4 protein-coding genes and 1 tRNA gene are annotated in these 5,862 nt (G+C 70.9%); 3 read left to right on the plus strand and 2 right to left on the minus strand.

Annotated elements, in window-relative coordinates; all coding sequences use genetic code 11:
• On the plus strand, positions 1-940 hold a 940-nt coding region (locus MXD59_RS25630; RefSeq protein WP_248827141.1), incomplete at its 5' end, for a chorismate-binding protein.
• 233 nt (positions 941-1,173) lie between these two features.
• Here the strand turns inward: MXD59_RS25630 and MXD59_RS25635 are convergent.
• Positions 1,174-1,605: an SsgA family sporulation/cell division regulator gene (locus MXD59_RS25635; RefSeq protein WP_009739629.1), complete on the minus strand. Its 432-nt coding sequence runs from the start codon at positions 1,603-1,605 to the stop codon at positions 1,174-1,176.
• A gap of 552 nt (positions 1,606-2,157) precedes the next feature.
• On the opposite strand from MXD59_RS25635, the gene MXD59_RS25640 reads away from it, so the two are divergent.
• Both MXD59_RS25640 and MXD59_RS25645 read left to right on the plus strand, forming a co-directional pair.
• Positions 2,158-2,229, plus strand: a tRNA-Val gene (locus MXD59_RS25640).
• A 1,529-nt stretch (positions 2,230-3,758) separates the two neighbouring features.
• On the plus strand, positions 3,759-4,328 hold the full coding sequence (locus tag MXD59_RS25645; protein ID WP_308301782.1) for an HIT family protein: 570 nt from the start codon (positions 3,759-3,761) through the stop codon (positions 4,326-4,328).
• A gap of 129 nt (positions 4,329-4,457) precedes the next feature.
• On the opposite strand, the gene MXD59_RS25650 is transcribed toward MXD59_RS25645, so the two are convergent.
• Positions 4,458-5,862, minus strand: a 1,405-nt coding sequence (locus tag MXD59_RS25650) for an EF-Tu/IF-2/RF-3 family GTPase (protein WP_248827142.1), incomplete at its 5' end; no start/stop codon positions are given.

Below are 5,862 nucleotides of genomic sequence, written 5' to 3' on the forward strand. Positions count from 1 at the left end.
GGCGGCTTTGCATTCGGGGGGGGGGGGGCGGGGGGGCCGGGGGGGGCGGGGCGGGCCGGCCCGGGCGGGGGGGGTCGCGGCGTTGGCCCAGCAGCCGTGGCGGGGCCCGTCGGCGCACAGCTGGACGAGCAGCCTCGAGGAGGCTGCGTACGTCGCCGGGGCGCGGGTCATCCGGGAGCACATCGCCGCGGGGGATGTCTACGAGGTCAACCTGTGCCGGGTGCTGTCCGCGCCCCTGCCCACGGCGGGCGAGGCACCGGGCCGGGCCGACGGCGGTGGCCCGGCGGCCCTGGCCGCCGTGTTGGCCGCGGGCAATCCGGCGCCGTACGCGGTCGTGCTGGACGTGCCGGAGGCGGACCTGCGGATCGCGGGCGCGTCCCCGGAGCTGTTCCTCGAGCGCGACGGTGACCGCGTCCGCTCCGGGCCGATCAAGGGGACCGGGCGGACCGAGCGCGAACTGGGCCCGAAGGACGTCGCGGAGAACGTCATGATCGTGGATCTGGTGCGCAACGATCTCGGTCAGGTCGCACGGGTCGGGAGTGTGACCGTGCCGGCGCTGTGTGCACTGGAGCGCCATCCCGGGCTCGTGCACCTGGTCTCGACCGTCCGGGCCGAGTTGCGTCCCGGGATCGGCTGGGCGCAGCTGCTGGCCGCGACCAGTCCGGCCGGCTCGGTCTCGGGTGCGCCGAAGGCCAGCGCGCTGCGCATCATCGGCGAGCTCGAGCCGGTCGCGCGCGGCCCGTACTGCGGCGGCATCGGCTGGGTCGACGCGGACCGTGGCACGGGGTGGCTCAGCGTCGGCATCCGCACGTTCTGGTTCGCGGGCGGCCAGCTGCGTTTCGGGACGGGTGCGGCCATCACCTGGGGCAGCGACCCACAGGACGAATGGCAGGAGACGGAACTGAAGGCGCGGCGTCTGGTGAGCCTCGCCAGCACATGATCGCTGATCCGCCCACGTGCTACTGGCGCACCTGTGCGGATGCGCCGGCCGGACAGACGACGACCCGCCTGACCGAAGGGACCTCGGCCAGGCGGGTGGGTGCTCGTCCGCGCAAGGAATGCCGCCGCTAACCCGATGACGGGGCCGGCGGCGTGGGGAGTGTCGCCTCCCCGGTCAAACGGTGCCCGCACCGGTTCACCGGGGTCGGGCCACTGTCCCGACCCCGGTGAGAATCACCGCTCGGGACCGCCCCAGATCAACAGGGCGAGTTCTGCGTCAAGATCGATGATATCGCTCTCGCCGCCCAGGGGGACCGCGGAGTAAGTACGCCGTAGGAAGGCGAGAACTTCCGACCTCGGCATCTCGAACAACGCGTGCCCTGACGGACTGGACAGTGACAGGCAGACGATCCGCCCACCGGACTGGGCGGCCGGCCACACCTGGACGTCTCCATCGCCGGCGGGCCGGCGGACGCCATCACTGAGGAGTTGGCGCGCGAAGGTCCACTCCACCACTTCGTCCGCCCCGGTACGGAATCCGATGCTGATCGCATAAGGATCGGCCGGCTCGTATCGGACGGTGGCTGCGACCGGAACGGGCGCGCCGCCTGGGACGACAAGGCGAAGGGCAAGTTCGGCGGTGATCGAATCGTGACGAATAGTCATCGGGCGGCCTCTCATGGTGCGGTGGTGCGGGCGAGCACCCGTGTAACGGGATAGTTCCCTGTCTGAGTCCCGTTGGTAACAAGATTATGCCAAGACAACATCCGTTACGGCGGTTTTGAGTGAGTTGCCCGGCCCGGAAGAGCGAACCCTTCCCGGGTAGAGCCTAGATCGGTCAGTCAACGGATGGTTAGCCACCCATCGACCAGATGCGCGGCTACCGTCCGTGATGACCGAAGGTCCCCCGAGTGTCTGGGCCCGTCTGCCATGGCCGTTGCACCTTGAGCCTTCCCCGTCCGGGTGGTTCTCAACCTCGGCCAGTCGCGACGAAGCTGACGCGAAGCTGACTCTGGCCGCCCACCGGACGTGGGGGTCGAGATCGGTGGGACGATCGACATCGGAGGGACGTCGGACATCGGTGTGACGTCGGACTTCGGTGCGGCGGTGGGTGTCTGTGCGGCGGTGGATGTCGTTGCGGCGCTGGACATCGCGGACGCGGTGGACCCCCTGACGGGTCGCTCTCGGAGCCGTGTAAGGTAGTCCCATCACCTGCAAGGGCGTATAGCTCAGGGGTAGAGCGCTGCCTTCACACGGCAGAGGTCCGTGGTTCGAAACCACGTACGCCCACCGGCTGGTCCACATGTCTCTCCTTTCGCGGAGCGCGTGTCGGCGGCCTGAGGCCATGGCCGCCTCGGTCGTCCAACCCTCGGATTCCACCTGTGGCGCACCTCTGCTGAGGGTCGCGATGCTGGTCAGAGTGCTGCGGCTGCGGCTGCGGCGCTGAGGTGCGGGCCGGGCCTGGTGTCCTGATGGGTCGCCTTCTCTCACCGAGGGTCGGAGTGGGCCCCGGCGGCTGGCCGCGGGGTCTGGGATTCATGGTTGCGGGTCGCCGGTGCAGGTGACGGCGTTCCGGGTCGGATTCCCCTTTGGTGGCGGTGTGAGCGGTCCGGAGGTTTGCCGGCGGGGGTGGCGGCGTCGGGCTCCGCGGCGTGGTTCGTCACCCGTGAACCGGTCCGGGTAGAGGCCAGGTGCCTGCATATACAGCGCAATTCCGACACTTCGGTCTATCTGGCGGCGCGTGGCGCCTGGGGTCCGATGTCCGGGCGCACCCCACTTTGGTGCTACCTGCGTGGGGGTGCCCGGCGGCGGACCCCCGCCGCGGCGACTCGGGGGCTCAGCGCGGTCATTCGGCTCTCGCGCACGGACAGTGAGCGACACGGGAGCCGTCGATCGCTGCCCCCATCGCCGTGATCCGGTCTCGGTCGGGTGTGTGTCGGACGGCTTCGCGGCTGGGATCGGGTCGACCGGCGAATGGTGCTCCGCACCCTGAGCACCGACCGTGGAAAGGGCCGGGCGTCGCGCCAGGGCGAATCGGCGGCGAGAAGGCGCACCGGGCGGTCCGGCGTGGATCGGCATCGGCTGTCGTTCCACTCTCTCGGTGGTTGGTGGGTAGGTGGGTGGAGCGTGGGAAAGCGCGGCGGGGCCAGCGGGCTCCCGTCGCGTATTTCCACTCGGCATGACGCCCGGTCTGTACGGATCGGTCCACGGCCAGCTAGGCTGATCGCGCAGGGGCGTTACGGGCTCGGGTTACGTTGTCGTGGTGTACTGGTCGCGCCGTACTCAGCGCTCCAGGTCTCTGGTGCACGGGTGCTGTGTCGACGCGGTCCTCTGTCCGGATGTGCTGGGAGAATCCTTCTGGTCACGGTGCGCGGCAGAGTGGGCAGCGGTAGCTCGGGTGCCGTGGTTCGAAACCGATAGCGCCACTCGGGGGAGACTGGCGGCGACCCCCCCACGCCGTCAGTCTCCCTCCTCCTCTCTCGGTGCGCACCCGCACCGGCGTGCGCATTCCCCGGGTACGCACCAGCCGCTTCGGGCACGTCCTGATAAATTGGCGAGATGACGACCACCCTTCCCGGGGGATCTGCCCGAAGGTCGGCCGGCGGGCGCGCCCATGTGGTCGCCGGGGCGCATCGCTCGCGTGAGTCGCCGCGAGCGTCGGGCCGGGTGCCAGTGGTGGCGGCGCGGCAGGTGTTCCCCCGTCGGGTGTTCCCGGGCCGGGCTGGCGAGGGCCTCCTGGTCGGCGGCCGGTCGAACCCGCTGCCGGTGGTCGGGCTGACCTGCGGTCCGGGTTCGGTTCGGCCGGGTCGGGTCGGCCGGTGATCGTCGAACCGCCGGCCGATGACACTGCGCTCGAGGAGCAGTCGGGCGTCGGCCTGCGCGATGCGTTCCAGCGGCTCTACACGCCGCATCGACTCGCCTACATCAAGGGCGAGGGGCGCGGCCGCGACGATGAGTGCCCTTTCTGCGCCATCGTCACGATGACCGACGAGGACGGTCTGGTCGTCGCCCGCGGAAAAACGGTCTATGCGGTGCTCAACCTGTATCCCTACAATGCCGGGCACCTGCTTGTCGTGCCCTATCGTCACGTCGCCGACTACCTCGACATGGTCACCGAGGAAGTCGTGGAGATGGCGTTTTTCACCCGCCGTGCCCTACGGGTCCTGCGCGAGACGAGCGGCGCCCACGGTTTCAACACCGGAATGAACCTCGGTCACATCGCCGGGGCGGGAATCGCGGCGCACGTCCACCAGCATGTCGTTCCGCGCTGGGGTGGCGACGCGAACTTCATGCCCGTCATCGGAGCGACCCGTGTGCTGCCCGCTCTGCTCGGTCAGACCCGGGACATGCTCGCCGAACAGTGGGCCCGGACGGACCCGGAGGACTGAAGGGTCGGTGTGGACGGACCGGGCTGAGCTGGCCCGGTCGGCCGGACTGGGCGGACCCGGCCGGACCGAGGTGGCTGGCCGGGTCCGCCGGGTGCCGGGTGGCACCGAGTACGGCCGAGTGCCGCCGGGTCAGTCGGTCAGGGTGTCGGCCAGGGGGCGGGGCATTGGTTCGTAGCCGTGCGGTTCCCGGTGGAACTGGCCGCTGCCATGGCTGATCGACCGGAGCTCCATGACATAACGCGACATTTCCCGTTCCGGAACCTCGGCGTGCACGACGGTACGGGCCGCGTCCAACGCCGGCGGTGTCGCCGGCTCCATGCCGGTCACCCGGCCACGTCGTGCGCAGAGATCTCCCAGGACCGCGCCCACGAACGTGTCCGGCACGCAGACGTCCACCGTCAGCATCGGCTCCAGGATGACGACGCCGCCGACGCGCAGCGCGTCGCGCAACGCGAGCCCGCCGGCGAGCTGGAAGGCCAGATCGGAGGAGTCCACGCTGTGCGCCCGGCCGTCCACCAGCCGTACCCGTAGGTCGTCCAGTGGATGACCGACGTGCACGCCGGTGGCCATCTGGGCGCGGATGCCCTTCTCCACCGACGGGATGAACGCCCGCGGGACGGCCCCGCCCACGATCTCGTCGACGAACTCGAAGCCCGAGCCCGGCGGCAACGGCTCCACCTCGATCTCGCAGACGGCGTACTGCCCATGTCCGCCGGACTGCTTGACCTGACGTCCGGTGCCGTGGGCCGGGGCGGCCAGGGTCTCGCACAACGCGACCATCGGCGGTTCGGAGTCGACGGCCGCGCCATAACGGGTGGCGAGACGGTCAAGGACCGCCTCGGCATGCGCCTCACCCATGCTCCAGAGCACGATCTGGGCGGTCTGGGAGTCCTGGACGACGCGCAGGGCCGGGTCCTCCAGGCACAGCCGGGTCAACGCGACGGACAGTCGGTCCTCGTCCGACCGGGCCCGGGCCCGGATCGCGAGCGGCAGCTGGGGCTCGGGCATCGTCCACACCGGAAGCAGGCAGGGATCGTCCGGGCTGGACAGGGTGTCACCGGTCGCGGCCGTGGCCAGTTTCGTCACGACACAGATGCCACCGGCCGCGCAGTACGGCACGCTGTGCAGGGCCGGGCCGTACGGGCGCGACAGCGCCCCGACCCGCTCGTCGCCCGGGTGCTCGCCCGGTCCGCTGACCCGGACCATGTCGTCGGGGTGCAGCGTTCCACTGAACACCCGCACCACCGACATCCGTCCGACATACGGGTCGGTCGTCGTGCGGATCACCTCGGCGACCAGCGGGCCGGAGTCGTCCGCGTGGAGGGTCGGGTGCGCTGAGCCGTCCGGTCGGCGCAGCGCGGCCAGCTCCGCGGTGGACGGGGCGGGGAAGCAGCGGGCGAACAGGTCGAGCAGTTCGTGGGAGCCGAAGCCGCCGGCCCCCCCCGCCGGCGGCGGGGGGGGGCCGGGGAGCGGCCCCGAGAGCACGCCGGGGCAGAAAACACCCAGGGCGCCGGCGGGGGCCAGATCCGCGGCC

The sequence above is a fragment of the Frankia umida genome (assembly GCF_023242945.1).
Classification (GTDB): Bacteria; Actinomycetota; Actinomycetes; order Frankiales; family Frankiaceae; genus Frankia; species Frankia umida.